Below are 13,584 nucleotides of genomic sequence, written 5' to 3'. Positions count from 1 at the left end.
TATGTTTACTGGAATCATTGAAGAGTTAGGTACAATTGAAAATATACGTCAAAATAATGAAGCTGTCGTTATGACAATTCAAGCCAATGAAATTTTAAAGGATGTACATTTAGGTGATAGTATTGCTGTAAATGGTGTGTGCTTAACAGTTACATCATTCGATAATCATCGATTTACGGTTGATCTCATGCCAGAGACGGTTAGAAGTACGAGTTTAAAGACTTTGCAACGAGGTTCAAAGGTGAACTTAGAACGTGCCATGGCTGCAAACGGTCGGTTCGGCGGTCATTTTGTATCAGGTCATGTGGATGGAGTCGGAAAAATTAAAAAACGTGAAGCGGTTGACAATGCCGTATATTTTCAAGTCGAAATTTCGCCTGAACTAAGGAGATATGTACTATACAAAGGTTCAATTGCAGTTGACGGTACGAGTTTAACGGTGTTTGGAGTCGATGAAACTTCTTTTACGGTTTCAATTATTCCACACACTTTAAGTGAAACCGTTATAGGTGCAAAGCATCCAGGGGATATTGTAAATATCGAATGTGATATCGTCGGAAAATATATTGAACAGTTTATTACTGCAAGGGTACCACAACAGGGAACGAAAAATTCTCTTACAGAAAGCTTTTTAGAAGAGCATGGTTTTAAATAAAAGGGGGAAAAGTCATGTTTGATCCAATTGAAGAAGCCATTTATGAATTAATGCAAGGTCGAGTTGTTATCGTGTGTGACGACGAGGACCGTGAAAATGAAGGTGATTTTGTATCACTGGCAGAGAAAACGACTCCAGAAGTCATAAATTTTATGATTAAGTACGGAAGAGGCTTAGTTTGTGCCCCTATTACAGAAGAACGAGCAAAACAGTTAGATCTTTTCCCGATGGTCGATCATAATACAGACCCGCATGGGACTGCTTTTACAGTTAGTATTGATCACCATACAACGACGACAGGTATTAGTGCACATGAGAGATCAGTAACGGTTCAAGCTTTAATTGACGATGAAACAAAGAAGCATCATTTTAAACGACCAGGTCACATCTTCCCACTCGTTGCTAAAGATGGGGGAGTTCTAAGACGTGCTGGGCATACTGAAGCTGCTGTTGACTTAGCTCGACTTTCAGGTGCGAAGCCAGCAGGCGTTATTTGTGAGATTATAAATGATGATGGAACGATGGCTCGTGTACCTGATTTACGAAAGATCGCAGATGAACATGAACTGAAAATGATTACAATTAAAGATTTAATTCAATATCGTCATCGTAAAGATAAGTTAGTTGAAAGAGAAGTTGAAATCAATTTACCTACAGAATTCGGTGAGTTTAAAGCCATTGGATATACAAACGTGTTAGATGGAAAAGAAAATATTGCACTAGTCAAAGGTGAAATTATTCCGGATGTCCCTACGTTAGTTCGAGTTCATTCTGAGTGTTTAACGGGGGATGTCTTTGGTTCTCATCGTTGTGATTGTGGTCCTCAGCTTCATGCTGCATTAGCACAAATTGAGCAAGAAGGTAGAGGAGTCCTTCTCTACATGCGTCAAGAAGGACGTGGAATTGGACTTATTAATAAACTAAAAGCATATAAGTTGCAAGAAGAAGGTTATGACACAGTAGAAGCCAATTTGAAATTAGGCTTTGCCCCTGATCTTCGTGAATACGGTATTGGCGCACAAATCTTGCGTGAATTGGGTATTACAAAAATGAAGTTATTGACGAATAACCCAAGGAAAATAAAAGGGTTAGCGGGTTATGGTCTTGAGGTTGTGGACAGAGTTCCGCTTCAGTTGCCGCACAATGCTAACAATGAAGGGTATTTGAAAACAAAGCATGAAAAATTAGGACATATGCTTCATTTTTAGAATTTAGATTTAGCGCAAAGATATTTTAGAGCAACATGGGTAATTTTTACTAAAATTTAAAAGCGGAATGAAGGGGAATTCTTCCCCTTCTCATACATAAGGAGGAAATGAAAATGGGTAAAGTATTTGAAGGAAATTTAGTTGGTTCAGGTCTTAAAGTAGGAATCGTTGTTGGGCGCTTTAATGAATTTATTACTAGCAAGTTATTAGGCGGTGCTGAAGATGCACTTAAACGTCACGGTGTTTCTGAGGAAGACGTAGATATTGCTTGGGTACCTGGAGCTTTTGAAATTCCATTAGCAGCTAAAAAAATGGCCGAAACAAATAATTATGATGCTGTTATTACACTTGGAACGGTTATTCGAGGTGCAACACCTCACTTTGACTTCGTTTGTAATGAAGCTGCAAAAGGGGTATCAAGTTTGTCTCTTCAAACAGGGATCCCTGTTATTTTTGGAGTATTAACAACGGATACGATTGAACAAGCAATCGAAAGAGCAGGGACTAAAGCAGGTAATAAAGGTTGGGAAGCTGCAGCGGCTGCAATTGAAATGGCAAATTTAAATCGCGCGTTTAATCAATAAGGTTCATCATCACATTGTTAATTGTGTAAGAAGCGTTTTACCTTAAGGCCAGGCTGAACTTTAATAATCGGTATACGGCCTTACTATACGAGGTGATGAGTGGAGAGTGTAGCGGTGCAACTGCTATGCTCTCTTTTCGTTTTACTTTTTAAGTCAGATCTAAAAAGAGGGTTACTAAATTTTATAATTTAGACGGAATTTAGACAAAAAACTACCTTTAACCTATTAACATTTTTATCAAATTGACATATTTTATAAGTAACGTTTATCTAAATTTTCATAAACAACACACAATATCTTATGAGAATGTGATAAAATTTAGTTTGATAGCTTACGCATCACAGATCTAGAATGATTAAAGAGGGATTGATATGCTAATAAAATATAAATCTACTTACAAAAAGATTGCGATGGGGCTATTATCGTATATGCCGAAGCAAAAACAAATTAAAACGTTACAAGAAACAATAGAGAAATATGAACATGATGACCGATGGCAATTATTTCTATGGAAAGAAGAGGATATTGTAGGTGTAATTGGTATATATGAAGACGGTGATGGAGATTTTGAATTATGCCACGTTTGTGTCAACCCATCTTTTCGTGACGAGGGAATTGGTAAACAAATGCTCCAGGCAGTTCAAGAAAAAATCACGGGCACTCTAAAACCAAATAAGGATACAAAAGAATTTTACTCTGCGTGTTTGCTAGACGTATAGAGGTTGACTGGATATAGTGTTAGGCACCTCGAAGTTATAGCTATCTTGACTTATGTAGTTATATAAAACGAGGGCCAAAACACTTTGTGGTCAACCTTACTTTTTTCTTTGTTACGAATTTTTTCTGTTTTTCAATTCTTTTTGTCGAGCTCTCTCATTAATAACGTCTTCGCGGTTGCGAAGTGAGTGTTTATTTATGAGATAATGGTCGTTAAAGTTGGTGGGAATACACCATTGAAGGTTTTCTTTATTACATTGATTTATACAAGCTTGAAGGAGACTGTCATCTTCAATTGGGATATTATAATCTTGATAAGGCAGTTTGTTCTCAATATTCTTTTTAATAGTAAACAAGTCCAATAATAGTTGTTTACTATTCACCCCTAAATCGGAAACCTTAGTTTTCTCTTGCTCCAATATACGTAGTGCACTTGTGATCATTCGCTTGGCACCCTCAAAGTTTTGTCGACGGTAATGATAAAGGCCGACTGCAACTTGAATAAATCCTACCCAAACCTTTTCTTTACCACCTTCTTCAGATTTCCAGTGCTCCTCTAAAACTTCATGACACTCAAAAAAATCACGTTGACTATGAAAGTAAATTAAATAGTCTTTAAAAGCTTGTGGATAATTCATGAAATGACTCCCCCAAAGAGTAAGTTATTAAAAGTGTATCACATGTAATTTCGTTAGGAAAATGACAACCCCTTTGATAAAAGACTATCCTAAATAAAAATAATCAATATCGCGTGATGAAAAGTATGATATAATCCTGTCTAGCAACGGTTTTAAATAGAAATTGGTGATGAGATGAACAGTCAGTACAGTGTAAAATTGGACGCTTTTGAAGGTCCTTTAGATTTACTGTTACATTTAATAAATCAGGCAGAAGTAGATATATATGATATTCCAGTCGCTAAAATAACTGATCAGTATATGCAATATATTCGAACGATGCAGGAGTTACAATTAGACATAGCAAGTGAATATTTAGTGATGGCAGCAACATTACTAGCGATTAAAAGTAAGATGTTACTCCCAAAGCAACAAGAAGAATGGGATAATGATGAAAGCTTTGAAGTTGATGAAGATGATCCACGTGAAGAGCTTATGATGCGTTTGATTGAATATAGAAAATTTAAAGAAGCGGCAATGGAGCTTCAAGATCGTCAAGTGGAGCGTTCATTAATTCATACGAAACCTCCAGTCAATCTGGAAAGGTTTTTTCCAAAAGAAGAAAGAAAAGAAGTAACGTTAAAAGGGATTACACTATTTGATATGCTAGATGCTTATCAATCTATGCTCAAGCGTAAAAAGATGCGAGCACCTGTAGCAAAAACTGTAAAAGGTCAAGAGTATTCGATCGAAACGAGAATGGGTGAGATTATGGAAGATTTATCTCGTACGGGTGGCAAAAGAAGCTTTTACTCGTTATTTGCTGTTGGAGAGCGATCACATATAGTTATCTCGTTTTTAGCTGTCTTAGAATTAATGAAGAAAAATGCCATCATTTGTGAACAGGAAAATAATTTTTCTGACATCATGATCTACATCAGGGAGGAGGGGTCTATTCATTGACGCTGTTTAATCCAATTAGTTTAGACGAATTAAAAGGTATTATTGAAGGATTATTATTCGTAGCCGGTGAAGACGGAATTTCAGAAGAACAGTTAGCAAACATTTTAAAAGTGGAACGAGAAACGGTGAAAGATGCGTTACATGATTTAGAAGTTGATTTAAAAGAAATGAAGCGTGGCATGCAATTAATTGAGATGGCCGGTGCTTATCAATTAACAACCAAACCAGAACATGCCCTTTACTTCCAGAAATTAGTGGAAGCGCCGGGACATACTGGCTTGTCTCAAGCTGCACTTGAAACTTTAGCGATCGTAGCATATAAACAGCCCATTACTAGGGTTGAAATTGAAGAAATTCGCGGAGTTAAGACGGAGAAAGCGATTCAAACGTTAACTGCAAAACTGCTGATAAAAGATGTAGGAAGAGCAGATGGTAGTGGTCGTGCGATATTATATGGTACTACAAAGGAGTTTTTGGATTACTTTGGCTTAAAATCTCTAGAGGAATTACCGCCATTGCCAGATGAAGTGGATGAAGGATTTTTAGAAGAAGATCCAGATCTGTTTTTTAAGAAGTTTGAAGGAATGGAGACGCTCTTAAGTGAGAACAACAGTGAAAGTTAATATGATATAATTAGAATTATTACATTACAGTTAGGAGAGGTTGTTGTGATTATATTAAAGGCTGAAGGAATTGAACTAGAAAAGGAAAAGCCCAACACATCTGAAGATTTCTTCAATCGTTCTACTGTAACATACACTGATAATGGACAAGAAAAGGAGCTAAATGTCTTATATGTACGTTTCTTTGATGAAAAATCAGCAGACATTTCTCCTTTTAAAGAAAATCCAATATTAGCGACGAGTGAGAGAGAAGTAACATTTAAAGATATAGTGGCTTTAGTTTGCTTATTGCAAAATCCGGGTAATAAAGAAAAAAAGCGTATTTACGTTAACGAACTTAAAGAAATGGAAGCTTTATTCAGGGACATTGATGCTGAGCAAATCAAAGGAATTATGACTAACCTCGTCACACAAGGAAAAAGCCAATTGTAAGATATACATAGGAACCTTTTTCAAAAAATAGTAAGGTGTTCTTGTCCGAAGTGTCGTATAATATAGTTACTATTAAAAGTGGAGGTGTCACCACCATGGGGAATACATTGGTTGAAAGCCAATTAACCTTAGCACATGATACTCTAGAAGGTATTTGTGATAAAATAACTGTTTACCTGAATGAAACAAAATTAACAGAAATGTTAAGTGAAGATAACCAAAAAGATGAAGATTATTACAAAGCGGTGCTTTCTTCACTACGTCGTGTCCTTGTCTTTTGTGAAGAAGGTAAAGATGCAAGTGAAGTCATTCTAAATGGAAAGACGTTCCGTAAAGCAGCTGCTGAGAAAACATTATATTGGGTTTATCATAATTGCATTGAAGAGTTTTTTAACCCTCGTATTGATAACTGGTTTGAAGACAGTCGTTCAGCGTATACAGGGAAAAATGCCATTAAATTTTCAAAACCCGTTCCTGAATCTTTAAAAGAACTAATGAAATCGATTGAAGGTCCATTTCAATCAATTCGTGAAGAACTAGAATATTACGAAACAGATTTTCAAACCAAGATGCTTCATTCCAAGTAATAAAAAAAGTGCAGCCATTACGCTGCACTTTTTTTATTCATTTCTTGGTGTGGTCGGATCACAATTGGGCATAGTAGTTTCACTTGATTCTGCCAATTTCATTAAGTAATAACACTCTTCTCTTGCCATATGATCAGCCATTAATTCGGAAAACGTCCCTAGCAACTTATTTGTCATTTCAAGTTCCTCAAGTTCTCTTAGAAATACTTTGAAGAGCTCAATTTCTAATTCAACTTGATCATTAAAACGATGAAGTGCTGGGAATTTATCGACATTTGCTCGTAAGTACCCAGCTAATTCTACAGCTTTAATATAAAAATCTTCAAATGCCTCTGTAAACTCTTCACTTTTTTTACTTAATTTCTTCTCCACCATATCTAGTTCTCCTGTGATTGCATCTGCATGCCCAGCTGCATCGAGAAGCCAAACGAGGTGATGATGTAGAGGATGAGTGATAGGAGGAATGGTTCCTTCCACTAAATAAGGAAGAATACGCAAATATTCATCGACTTCATTGACCATATGATTTAAAAATGTAGGAGGTAAACCAATCTGAATATCACCTACTAAATGCTCACGAATTAAGTGAAGTTTAAATTCACGAATTCCTTTGGCTTGCTCTAGAGATAGTTCAGTAAGTTGTTGTAATGGGGTGCCGCTAATATCTTGGCGTGCCATTTCTAAAAGTTGGTCAAAGGTATCAATATATTGTTTGGCAATCTCTACATATTCTTCTTCAACTGGAGATAAGGCATCACGAATAAATCGAGCATGATCACCTAATACTTGTAGCCAAAAACGGTGTTCAAATAATGCAACTTCTTGAAAAGTGTTCAAAAATGACCCCTCCTAATTGTTCATCATCCTAACATATGATATAAACGCCTAGAATGTGATTATCACCAATAGGGGTTGTATAGGCATATAGTAGAACGATAACTGCGTGGTTTAGGGGGAGACGTTTTAATGGAAGCTTATCAAAAGCAATTACAAGATTGGATTGGGAAATTAGAAGGAGCATGGTCTAACTTAGATGTAAATGTAAAACAGAGGTTAAACCAAAGCGAAATCTATAGCTTTGAGGAAAAGTTACAACAAGTAAAAAGTTTATTTGAACAGCGAACACCGATCGATAAATTACAAGCCGAAACGGAAGGACTATATGAAAGTTGGGAACTGCTTATACACAATATGAAACGAGCTGAATCAGCGGGCGCTACTGGAAATGTTCCTCTTCAGCCTGTGCCTATTGGAGAACATCGACTTCCGCCGCTACCCTACAGTTACGAAGCGCTTGAACCTTATATCGCAGCTGAGATTATGCGATTACACCATCAAGAGCATCATCAAAGTTATGTGGATGGATTAAATAAAGCGGAAAAGAAGATGGAACAAGCAAGAAAAACTGGTAACTTCGACTTAATCAAGCATTGGGAAAGAGAGGCAGCTTTTAATGGGGCTGGGCATTACTTACACACGATCTTTTGGAATGCTATGAGCCCAAAAGGCGGCGGTGAACCAACTGGTGAGTTAGCTAATCAAATAAGAAAAGATTTCGGTAGTTTTCAACAATTTAAAAAACATTTCTCAGAAGCAGCTAAGAAAGTAGAGGCTGTCGGTTGGACGATACTAGTGTGGGCACCAAGAGCACATCGTTTAGAAATTCTCCAGGCAGAAAAGCACCAAAATTTAAGCCAGTGGGATGTTGTTCCATTATTACCGCTAGATGTTTGGGAACACGCCTACTACCTCCAATATAAAAATGAACGGGAACCATACATTAATAACTGGTGGAATGTTGTAAACTGGCCACATGTTAGTGAACGATATATGAAAGCTCGTGAATTACGGTGGGAGCCGTTTTAAGAGAAAAGAGGCTGACTTTTGTTAAAGTTCAGCCTCTTACCCTTATTTAAAAAACTGGAGAATGTATTCTTTTAAGTCGACCATCCGTGGATTTTCAAATGGTTGATCCGTACCTGCAATAACGATTGCACCTAATGTATCATTTTTGTGCAAACCGCCATGTTCGCCTCCATCTACGTGAAGAGGTGCACCTTCAGATTGGAACGTATGACCTGGTTTAGCTGCTAGGACAACCGCTGGGTAAGTGTTACTGTTTAATGAAGTCATCAGGTGGTTTAAAACGTCTGGAAAATCGGTATAGCTTAATCGTGAACGGTTTTCATCAATTTTTAGTCCTACAATCTTTTCATTACCTTCCCATTCCCACGTTTGATTATATCGATCCACCCATTGTCCCCCAGACTTGAAGCGAAAGGCATCGTTATAATCGGGTGAAATGACATATACCCAATCTTCATCAATCCAGGAAGCGAATTCAATGCGCTTATCAACCATCGCAACTTCCGCTAGATCTGGTAACAATCCAGTATCTTGTAATGGGTAGATATAAGACATCCTATGATTATTAGCAATTACTATATCACCTTGTGTCGCATGATCAGTTAATGGAGCGACTGAATATTCTTGAAAAATATCGTGAAGCGGTATGGACATGGCTAATTCATCATCTAACAATTTATCTTGACCATGATCACCAAATACGATAAAGATATTTTCCTCTAAAGCTTGGTCCCAGCTGTCATAGCTATTTAATATTTCTTGGAAGAAAGCTTCCGCTCTTTCAAAACCAACACGGTAATGTGGACTATGATTATGAGCCTCTTTATCAAAGCTTGGTAAAAAAACGGCTAAAAAATCAGGTTGTTCCCCTTGTTTGATCATTTCACTAACGACTGTAACCGAATATTCATCGTTTAGACCAAAGTTAGATAAGAACGTATCAGGAACATCCTTTCCTTCCATTACTTTAGGTTTAACAGCACTCCCAAATGCTAAGAGGTCAGGTCCTTTTGTTTGAAGAGAATCGTTTAAGTTCAACCATTGATCGAGTAAGACAGGGAGTGTCATATCATGAGTCTTTTGACCGCGATAAATTAAAAAATTGACAGACCCTGTGGAATAACTTTTTTGTTGTAAGACTTCATGTATCGTTGTCGCTTGTGGACTTAAGTGAGAATTGTTTAAATGATATAGTGAATCAATTAAACTCTGTTTCATTCCCAGCTTGATCATTTTTTCCATAGTTGAGCCGTAATCAACAATTCGATTTTCATCAGGATTATACCAAACGAGACCTGGTACTTTATGAGTATCTGGCATTTCACCAGTCATTAATGTACTTTCAATGACAACAGACATAGATGGAAAAGGGGCGACTAAATCTTTGTGGTATTGACCATTTTCTATTAAATATTCAAGTGCTGGTATTTTCCCTTTTTCTTTACTATTATCTATGAGGGATCCCATCATCGAGTCAATCATGACGAGAATAACTTTCTTATCGGGCTTAATATTATCTTTTTCAAGTTGTTGAATAGTAGCTCCGCCTTGATCGTTTGCTCCCTGGCAGGCAGATAAGAAAATGATAAGAATAACGATAACCATTCGAAAAAACATGTTCCCACTCCTTATGAACTGTATGTATTAATATAAAGAGAATCCCCTTCGAGCCATTCTGCATAAAAAACTTCTTTTTCATCAGTAATACCATAAGTAAACAGCTGCTGTTTTAACCACGCTAGGTTGTACCCGCTTTCTCTCAAATTATCAACTAAAATTTCACCATCAAGAATAAGGGTAATCGGAAGAAAGACATGTTGAGAGTGCATATTTAGGTCTTTTTTATTCGGTTGTTCGTAATTGTCTTTTTTTAAAATACTAAGGGACCCATTTGATTCCAAAATCCCATATTGGACTTCACGAATTGAAAAAACATCTTTTTGACGTAATAATTGTTGCAGCTGATTAATGTCCATGTGGTCTTTTTTTAGTTGTTGATAATCAATTTTACCCTCACGAATGACAATGGATGGCTTTCCTTGTAAAAAGTTTCTTGTACCCTTGTACTTTTGTGTCAACCACTCAACAGAATAAATTAGAGTACCCCATACAATTACAGCATAAATCACATAATTTAGGCCAATATCTTTATCGTAAATAGCATTCCCGACGAGTTCACCGAGAACTAGTGCTGATATGAAATCAAAAGGGGTGAGTTGAGTAATTTGCGTCTTTCCTAAGACTTTAGTGATAACTAATAAAGCAAAAAAACCAGTAATTAATTCAGTTGTTAAATAAAAGAAGTTCGTATTCAATGGTTTACCCTCAGTTAATAAGTGAATGTTTACCTTAGAATGTCCCAACATTGGAATAATTACTCAAAACAAAAAGGAGTAAGCATATTAGTGCTCAACTCCTTTAATTTTTATTAGTAATTGATCAAGTTTGGGCAGTAGTTGGTTAGATACGGTTTGTATCGTATGAACTTCACTTCCTTTTAAGTCGATCGAACCTTTAAAGACAGTTTTAATTTTTCCTTCTTCCGTTTTCCAATAATTATCTGTGTATTGATGAAATAATTTCCAAAAATGAGTGATCGCCTCAATTTGTTTAGGGGAAAAGGCTTCGGCTAATTCCTTATGAGTAAGACCGTGTGAAGTGGGTGCTTCTTCAATCCATTTAGGATGTAAGTTATTTACTTGCTTTGAAACCGCTTCTCTTACTTGTAACGCTTGTATAAAAACATAGGATCTCCACTCATCTGTTAGACGCTCAGTCTCAATTTTTTTGTTGTTTGGATGCTTTATTAGTTCTTCCATTTGTCTTTGAAGCTTTTTTCCTTGTGACCTGAACGTGCGAAACATATAAAACAGAAAAATGGCTGTGCACAAATTTATGATGAGTATTAATATCAAAAAGGATGATAACATTCTACACTCCTTATTAAATCCCAATATTTTGCTATTATTATTTAGTTTTAACAATCAAATATTAGTATCGTACCATTATTAATTTTTTCAAGGAGGAACCACCATGACAGTAGCAAGTCAAGTTAAACAAACATTAGCAGGTTTAAAAAGTGCACAAGCAAGTTTTGAAACGTTTGCACTGCAAACAGAAAACCAACAAGCGAAGCAAATGTTCCAAAACTTAGCGCAACAAACTCAAGGAATTGTTGATACATTATCACCACGTGTACAAGAAATTGAACAAGAAGAACCACAATATAAGAACTAACATATTTATTGGTTTAAAGGTTGATGTGATAAACGTCAACCTTCTTCTTACAGTTAATACAATGCAAAATCGGTTACATATAATATCGGACATTTGTCAAACTATAATCAATACGAAGCTGAGAATAGGGTGGTTTCAATGAAAAAGTTTTCCTTATTTATTTTAACCTTTTTTACGTTAGCTTGCATGCTGATTGGGTGTGGTCAAATGAACTTACAACAACAAGAACAAACTCCACTGTTTGTTGGTCAAGAAGCTATTGTTGATCAAACGCAAGCTGACAATGCTAAAAAGATTGTCCTATCAATGGATGAGGTTATTGAGGTAAGAGGGGTTGCCAATCAGGACAACATCTACATCGCACCAGCTGTTAAACATTTTGATAGACTCCATTTAGAAGGAATTAGAAAAGATGGCTTTGAGCGAGTAAAAAAACGCTATCCTAACTCAACAATTTTTCTATCAACAGATAAAAAAATATTTATGGAGCTTGAAAAATTAGAAAAACAGCTAAAACAGGAAAGGATTTCACAAGAAGACTTGGACAAAAGGTTAAAAAAACTTGAAGAAGATATGAAAGGGTAAAGTGAGGAGCGAACTATGTCGGATCAAAAAAAGAAAAACTTAACCCCAGTGCAACAAGAATACCAAAAATTTGCTAGTGAACATGAAATTAAACGACCATGGCTTAAAAATTGTATTCGAGCGTTTTTTATTGGCGGTCTTATTTGTTTATTCGGGCAGTTTGTACAAACTTTCTTTTATACATTTTTTGATTTTACAGAACGAACTGCCGGTAATCCAACCGTGGCATTTATGATTTTTCTGTCAGTTTTACTAACAGGATTTGGAGTATATGACCGAATAGCACAATTTGCAGGTGCTGGAACAGCTGTACCCGTTACTGGATTTGCTAATTCTGTAGCTAGTGCTGCCATCGAACATCGTACGGAAGGGTATGTGCTTGGTGTTGGTGGGAACATGTTTAAATTAGCTGGTTCGGTTATCGTTTTTGGAACCGTAGCCGCGTTTGTAATTGCCATTATTAAAACAATTGCTATTCAATGGGGGGGATTATAATGCTGACCGGCCATCGAACTTGGACGTTTGAATCGAAGCCTGTCATCCTATCTACTGGTACTGTCGGTGGTCCTTTTGAAGCAAACGGAAATATTCCAGACGATTTTGATACGCTTCACGAAGATATGTGGATGGGACAAGACTCTTATGAAAAAGCACATCGCATTTTATTTGAAGAGGCATGTAATAAAGCGATTGAAAAAGGCGGAATAGAAAAAGAAGCTGTTGAGTTTATTATTGCGGGTGACTTAGTCAATCAAATTACGCCAACGAGTTTTGCTTGTCGAACGTTAAGTATTCCATATATTGGGCTATTTGGGGCATGCTCAACTTCAATGGAAGGGTTGGCATTATCAGCGTTTATCTTAAATGGTGGCGGAGCTAACTATATTTTGACTGGATCATCAAGTCATAACGCAGCGGTAGAAAAGCAATTTAGGTACCCAACTGAATACGGGGCTCAAAAACCACCGACTGCTCAATGGACGGTAACTGCCTCAGGCGTTGGTTTATTAGGCAAAACAGGTAACGGACCGAGAGTAACTTCTGCGACGATAGGAAGAGTCGTTGATATGGGTTTAAGTGATCCGTTTAATATGGGTGGAGCAATGGCGCCAGCAGCTGTTGATACAATTGAAGCACATTTAAGAGATATGCAAGTTGGTCCTGACCATTATGACCTCATTGCAACAGGCGATTTAGGCAAGATCGGTCACTCTATTGCAATTGATTTGTTAGCAAAGCATGGTTTAGAGCTGACAGAGGAGAAGTTTCAAGATTGCGGTTTAATGATTTACAGAGAGGGACAACCCGTACTGGCTGGTGCAAGTGGATCAGGTTGTTCTGCAGCAGTTACATACGGGCATTTGCTTAATCGAATGAAACGTGGAGAAATTAACCGGATGTTAATTGTAGCGACAGGTGCTCTATTATCACCCTTATCATTTCAACAGAAAGAAACAATTCCGTGTATCGCCCACGCAGTTGCAATTGAAGCAGGAGGTGACTAATAAAC

18 protein-coding genes are annotated in these 13,584 nt (G+C 36.9%); 13 read left to right on the top strand and 5 right to left on the bottom strand.

The window, feature by feature from the left end; translation table 11 throughout:
* The first annotated feature begins 1 nt into the window (after position 1).
* From ribE to AC2VNP_RS03685, 4 genes are all read left to right on the top strand, one after another.
* The gene (gene ribE / locus AC2VNP_RS03700) at positions 2-655 is read left to right on the top strand and encodes a riboflavin synthase (RefSeq protein WP_486916059.1); all 654 of its coding nucleotides are present in this window, start codon (positions 2-4) and stop codon (positions 653-655) included.
* Between the two features lie 14 nt (positions 656-669).
* Complete coding sequence (locus AC2VNP_RS03695; RefSeq protein ID WP_486916058.1) at positions 670-1,863, top strand: bifunctional 3,4-dihydroxy-2-butanone-4-phosphate synthase/GTP cyclohydrolase II; 1,194 nt, start codon at positions 670-672, stop codon at positions 1,861-1,863.
* A gap of 113 nt (positions 1,864-1,976) precedes the next feature.
* Positions 1,977-2,447, top strand: coding sequence for a 6,7-dimethyl-8-ribityllumazine synthase (gene ribH, locus AC2VNP_RS03690; protein WP_486916057.1), 471 nt, complete (start codon positions 1,977-1,979; stop codon positions 2,445-2,447).
* A 371-nt stretch (positions 2,448-2,818) separates the two neighbouring features.
* Entirely contained in the window at positions 2,819-3,166 is a 348-nt protein-coding gene (locus tag AC2VNP_RS03685; protein WP_486916056.1) for a GNAT family N-acetyltransferase, read from the top strand.
* A gap of 111 nt (positions 3,167-3,277) precedes the next feature.
* On the opposite strand, the gene AC2VNP_RS03680 is transcribed toward AC2VNP_RS03685, so the two are convergent.
* Positions 3,278-3,802 carry a DUF309 domain-containing protein gene (locus AC2VNP_RS03680; protein WP_486916055.1) on the bottom strand — a complete coding sequence of 175 codons (525 nt, stop codon included), beginning with the start codon at positions 3,800-3,802 and terminating at the stop codon, positions 3,278-3,280.
* Positions 3,803-3,976: 174 nt separating this feature from the next.
* On the opposite strand from AC2VNP_RS03680, the gene AC2VNP_RS03675 reads away from it, so the two are divergent.
* From AC2VNP_RS03675 to AC2VNP_RS03660, 4 genes are all read left to right on the top strand, one after another.
* Positions 3,977-4,744 carry a segregation/condensation protein A gene (locus AC2VNP_RS03675; RefSeq protein WP_486916054.1) on the top strand — a complete coding sequence of 256 codons (768 nt, stop codon included), beginning with the start codon at positions 3,977-3,979 and terminating at the stop codon, positions 4,742-4,744.
* Positions 4,745-4,758: 14 nt separating this feature from the next.
* On the top strand, positions 4,759-5,367 hold the full coding sequence (gene scpB, locus AC2VNP_RS03670) for an SMC-Scp complex subunit ScpB (protein ID WP_486916305.1): 609 nt from the start codon (positions 4,759-4,761) through the stop codon (positions 5,365-5,367).
* Positions 5,368-5,412: 45 nt separating this feature from the next.
* Positions 5,413-5,799 (top strand): hypothetical protein, encoded by a 387-nt coding sequence (locus tag AC2VNP_RS03665; protein ID WP_486916053.1) that lies wholly within the window; start codon positions 5,413-5,415, stop codon positions 5,797-5,799.
* Positions 5,800-5,894: 95 nt separating this feature from the next.
* Positions 5,895-6,386: a DUF3907 family protein gene (locus AC2VNP_RS03660; protein ID WP_486916052.1), complete on the top strand. Its 492-nt coding sequence runs from the start codon at positions 5,895-5,897 to the stop codon at positions 6,384-6,386.
* 33 nt (positions 6,387-6,419) lie between these two features.
* Here the strand turns inward: AC2VNP_RS03660 and AC2VNP_RS03655 are convergent, their stop codons facing one another.
* A complete protein-coding gene (locus tag AC2VNP_RS03655) occupies positions 6,420-7,223 on the bottom strand; it encodes a DUF2935 domain-containing protein (RefSeq protein ID WP_486916051.1) in 804 nt (267 codons plus the stop codon).
* Positions 7,224-7,352: 129 nt separating this feature from the next.
* Between AC2VNP_RS03655 and AC2VNP_RS03650 the strand changes: the two genes are divergently transcribed.
* A complete protein-coding gene (locus AC2VNP_RS03650) occupies positions 7,353-8,252 on the top strand; it encodes a superoxide dismutase (protein WP_486916050.1) in 900 nt (299 codons plus the stop codon).
* A 42-nt stretch (positions 8,253-8,294) separates the two neighbouring features.
* Here the strand turns inward: AC2VNP_RS03650 and AC2VNP_RS03645 are convergent, their stop codons facing one another.
* The 3 genes from AC2VNP_RS03645 to AC2VNP_RS03635 form a co-directional block, all read right to left on the bottom strand.
* Positions 8,295-9,869 carry an alkaline phosphatase family protein gene (locus AC2VNP_RS03645; RefSeq protein WP_486916049.1) on the bottom strand — a complete coding sequence of 525 codons (1,575 nt, stop codon included), beginning with the start codon at positions 9,867-9,869 and terminating at the stop codon, positions 8,295-8,297.
* 11 nt (positions 9,870-9,880) lie between these two features.
* Complete coding sequence (locus AC2VNP_RS03640; RefSeq protein ID WP_486916048.1) at positions 9,881-10,567, bottom strand: DUF421 domain-containing protein; 687 nt, start codon at positions 10,565-10,567, stop codon at positions 9,881-9,883.
* Positions 10,568-10,654: 87 nt separating this feature from the next.
* Positions 10,655-11,116 carry a hypothetical protein gene (locus tag AC2VNP_RS03635; RefSeq protein ID WP_486916047.1) on the bottom strand — a complete coding sequence of 154 codons (462 nt, stop codon included), beginning with the start codon at positions 11,114-11,116 and terminating at the stop codon, positions 10,655-10,657.
* Positions 11,117-11,285: 169 nt separating this feature from the next.
* Here AC2VNP_RS03635 and AC2VNP_RS03630 point away from each other — a divergent pair, with 169 nt between their 5' ends.
* The 4 genes from AC2VNP_RS03630 (at position 11,286) to spoVAD (ending at position 13,579) form a co-directional block, all read left to right on the top strand.
* Positions 11,286-11,489: a DUF1657 domain-containing protein gene (locus tag AC2VNP_RS03630; protein WP_216830426.1), complete on the top strand. Its 204-nt coding sequence runs from the start codon at positions 11,286-11,288 to the stop codon at positions 11,487-11,489.
* A 207-nt stretch (positions 11,490-11,696) separates the two neighbouring features.
* Positions 11,697-12,074: a hypothetical protein gene (locus AC2VNP_RS03625; RefSeq protein WP_486916046.1), complete on the top strand. Its 378-nt coding sequence runs from the start codon at positions 11,697-11,699 to the stop codon at positions 12,072-12,074.
* A 15-nt stretch (positions 12,075-12,089) separates the two neighbouring features.
* Entirely contained in the window at positions 12,090-12,569 is a 480-nt protein-coding gene (spoVAC, locus tag AC2VNP_RS03620) for a stage V sporulation protein AC (RefSeq protein WP_486916045.1), read from the top strand.
* Positions 12,569-13,579 (top strand): stage V sporulation protein AD, encoded by a 1,011-nt coding sequence (gene spoVAD, locus AC2VNP_RS03615; protein ID WP_486916044.1) that lies wholly within the window; start codon positions 12,569-12,571, stop codon positions 13,577-13,579. The genes spoVAC and spoVAD overlap by 1 nt, the downstream gene beginning before the upstream one ends.
* The last annotated feature ends 5 nt before the right edge of the window (positions 13,580-13,584 follow it).

It is taken from the genome of Alkalihalobacterium sp. TH-98 (assembly GCF_057473385.1).
This window is presented reverse-complemented; position numbering and strand designations above follow the sequence as displayed.

Excerpts from the sequence above, each read along its gene's own strand:
- AC2VNP_RS03660 (WP_486916052.1), top strand. The coding sequence starts at position 5,895 with ATGGGGAATACATTGGTTGAAAGCCAATTAACCTTAGCACATGATACT.
- AC2VNP_RS03680 (WP_486916055.1), bottom strand. The coding sequence starts at position 3,802 with ATGAATTATCCACAAGCTTTTAAAGACTATTTAATTTACTTTCATAGT.
- AC2VNP_RS03625 (WP_486916046.1), top strand. The coding sequence starts at position 11,697 with ATGAACTTACAACAACAAGAACAAACTCCACTGTTTGTTGGTCAAGAA.
- AC2VNP_RS03630 (WP_216830426.1), top strand. The coding sequence starts at position 11,286 with ATGACAGTAGCAAGTCAAGTTAAACAAACATTAGCAGGTTTAAAAAGT.
- AC2VNP_RS03685 (WP_486916056.1), top strand. The coding sequence starts at position 2,819 with ATGCTAATAAAATATAAATCTACTTACAAAAAGATTGCGATGGGGCTA.
- spoVAC (WP_486916045.1), top strand. The coding sequence starts at position 12,090 with ATGTCGGATCAAAAAAAGAAAAACTTAACCCCAGTGCAACAAGAATAC.
- ribH (WP_486916057.1), top strand. The coding sequence starts at position 1,977 with ATGGGTAAAGTATTTGAAGGAAATTTAGTTGGTTCAGGTCTTAAAGTA.
- AC2VNP_RS03675 (WP_486916054.1), top strand. The coding sequence starts at position 3,977 with ATGAACAGTCAGTACAGTGTAAAATTGGACGCTTTTGAAGGTCCTTTA.
- AC2VNP_RS03650 (WP_486916050.1), top strand. The coding sequence starts at position 7,353 with ATGGAAGCTTATCAAAAGCAATTACAAGATTGGATTGGGAAATTAGAA.
- AC2VNP_RS03635 (WP_486916047.1), bottom strand. The coding sequence starts at position 11,116 with ATGTTTCGCACGTTCAGGTCACAAGGAAAAAAGCTTCAAAGACAAATG.
- AC2VNP_RS03645 (WP_486916049.1), bottom strand. The coding sequence starts at position 9,869 with ATGTTTTTTCGAATGGTTATCGTTATTCTTATCATTTTCTTATCTGCC.
- spoVAD (WP_486916044.1), top strand. The coding sequence starts at position 12,569 with ATGCTGACCGGCCATCGAACTTGGACGTTTGAATCGAAGCCTGTCATC.
- AC2VNP_RS03695 (WP_486916058.1), top strand. The coding sequence starts at position 670 with ATGTTTGATCCAATTGAAGAAGCCATTTATGAATTAATGCAAGGTCGA.
- ribE (WP_486916059.1), top strand. The coding sequence starts at position 2 with ATGTTTACTGGAATCATTGAAGAGTTAGGTACAATTGAAAATATACGT.